This window comes from Frankia sp. CoWAU3 (assembly GCF_977971855.1).
The window spans coordinates 17,727-20,141 of record NZ_CDWWXB010000020.1 but is presented as its reverse complement, the minus strand read 5'-3'; the positions used below and the strand labels follow the sequence as shown (position 1 = coordinate 20,141).

Genomic DNA, 2,415 nt, shown 5'->3' with positions numbered 1-2,415 from the left:
CCGGTCAGGTCGTCGAGGATGACCGCGGCGCGCCAGGCACCGAGGCCGAGGTCGGGCGTCACGACGCCGTGCGTGTGCAGCTCCGCGTTCTGGACGTAGACACGGCCGGTCAGACCGGCGTCGGTCGCCACCCGGTAGCGGGCGTCGACGCGGAAGCGGCCCCTGTCGTCGACGTCGATCAGCCCGGCCATGGGATCGAGCAGGGTCGGCCGGCGTGCGGCGTATCCGGTCGCAAGCACCACCGCGTCGGTGTGGACGGGAAAGGCGCGGTTCTGATCGCGGTGGCGGCAGCCGAGAGTGATCTCACCGCCCCGGTCCCGCTGCGAGGCCGTCTCCACGACGACGCCCGGCAGCAGCGTCGCCGCCACGTCCGCCCCGCCGATCGTCCGTTCGTACAGCAGGTCGTAGATCTCCGCGATGGTGTCCGCGTCGATCCCCTTGTAGAGCTGCCACTGAGCCGGAACGAGCGTGTCCTTGGTCGCCTGCTCCAGACCGTGGAAATAGCGGACGAAGTCGGGGGTGAACTGTTCGAGGCCGAGTTTGGAGTACTCCATCGGTGCGAAGGCGGGGGTGCGGGTGATCCAGGTCAGCTGATGGCCGGTCACCGGTTGTGCGCGGAGCAGATCCGCGAACACCTCCGCCCCGGACTGTCCGGAGCCGACCACCGTGACCCGGGAAAGCCCCGCCAGCGCGGAACGCCGCTGCTGGTACTCGGCCGCATGGAAGGCCCGCCCGTTCGGCATCCCCGCGAAGGCCAGCGGCATGATCGGTTCGGTTCCGATCCCGAGGACCAGGTGCCGAGCGGTCACCACCCGTGTCGGGGACGCGCCGGACTGCCCTGCCTGATCGGACCGGTGGGGCTGGACGATCGCCACCTGGAACAGGCGGGTGTCGGGATCCCAGCGGACCGCCTCGACGCGGGTGCCGAAGTGGGTGGAGTCGAGACTGTCGGCGACCCACCGGCAGTAGTCGTCATACTCCCGGCGGGGGATGTGGAACCGTTCGTAGAGATAGAAGCGGAAGAGCCGGTCATGCTCGCGCAGGTACGCCAGGAAGGACCATCTGCTGGTCGGGTCGATCAGGGTGACGAGATCGGCGAGGAACGGCACCTGCAGGGTCGTACCTTCCAACAGCAGGCCGGGATGCCAGCTGAAGGCCGGCGCCTGGTCGAAGAAGACGGCCCGCAGGCCGGGCAGCCCGTCGGCCAGGGCCGCAAGCGACAGGTTGAACGGCCCCAGCCCGACCCCGACCACGTCGTAGGGCGGTTCGCCCCCCGCAGGCAGACCCACGAACGCCGATCCGTCGTCGACGGTACGCGGGCGCTCGCCGCGAGCTGTGGACGGGGCGCGGAAGGTCACGAGGCCTCCAGGAGCGGGTTGGGGATCGGCACGTACACCGACTGAGTGGCCACCGGTCCGACCAGTTCGTCCCGCCCGTCCACGCAGGTGCGCAGGTTGGCCTTGCATGGCAGGGTGGGGGAGTCGAGCAGCCTGGTGATCAGTGCTCGGCGAGTGGCGGGTGGCCGCAGCCCCCGCCCGCGTGGGCCATCCCCGTCCAGCCGATGGAGCAGGCCACGCACCCGCCCGAGCAGGCGGCGCTCGTCCGCGACACCCGCGACCCCGAGCGCGCCGGCGAGGGCGAAGACGTTGTTCACGAACAGGTAGTAGATGGTCCTCTCGGCCACCAGCGCGTCATCGAAGATCGCGTTGAGTCCGGTACCGAAGCCGGGCAGCAGCTGCTGCACCTCCGCCGTGGCGGAGGTGGCCACGTAGTAGCCCTGGCTGTCGCGGTACCAGCCGGCGATCGGCCAGCCCGCCGCGTCCAGGGTGACCAGGGTGTTCTGCAGGTGGGCCTCGACGCCGATCCCGAAATGCAGGTAGAGGTCCACCACCGGGGCGGCCACCACGGTCAGATAACGGTCGAACCAGGCGTCGGTCAGCGTCGGGAGGGGATCGCTCAGCGAGCCAGCCAGCGTCGTGAGGATCCGGGGAAGCATCGCCGTCCGGGCCCGGCCACGGCTGTCCGTGGTCCGCTCGGGCCTGGGCGCGATGAGTGCCGCGGCGCACACCACCCGGTCGACTGACCCGAACGGATTGACCCGGACGGCGGTCTCCAGCCCGACGCCGTCCTCGTCGCGCCCTCCGTCGCGCCGCTCGCCGGACCCGATCGGCAGCGGTGTTGCGGGGCCGGTTCGGGGCCGACCCTCCCCTCCCGGTCGGGTGACGGCCACCCAACCGGGCTCCCCGATGAGGCGGAAGGTCGGATGTCGGGCGGCGAGCGCCGCGCCGAGACCGGCGTCGATCAGCCTCGCGGTCATCGCGCCGAGCCGCAGCTCGTCGAGCTGCAGCACCCGGCGCGAGTTGGTGATTCGCATCCCCAGCGAGAGCTTGAGCATCACCGGGATCTCCGGCCGCC

At 71.0% G+C, this 2,415-nt stretch carries 2 protein-coding genes; both read right to left on the bottom strand.

All coding sequences use genetic code 11. The features are described 5' to 3' along the window. On the bottom strand, positions 1-1,289 hold a 1,289-nt coding region (locus AC08ON_RS03905), incomplete at its 3' end, for a lysine N(6)-hydroxylase/L-ornithine N(5)-oxygenase family protein (RefSeq protein WP_476616467.1). A gap of 65 nt (positions 1,290-1,354) precedes the next feature. After that, positions 1,355-2,415, bottom strand: a 1,061-nt coding sequence (locus AC08ON_RS03900) for an IucA/IucC family C-terminal-domain containing protein (protein ID WP_476616466.1), incomplete at its 5' end; no start/stop codon positions are given.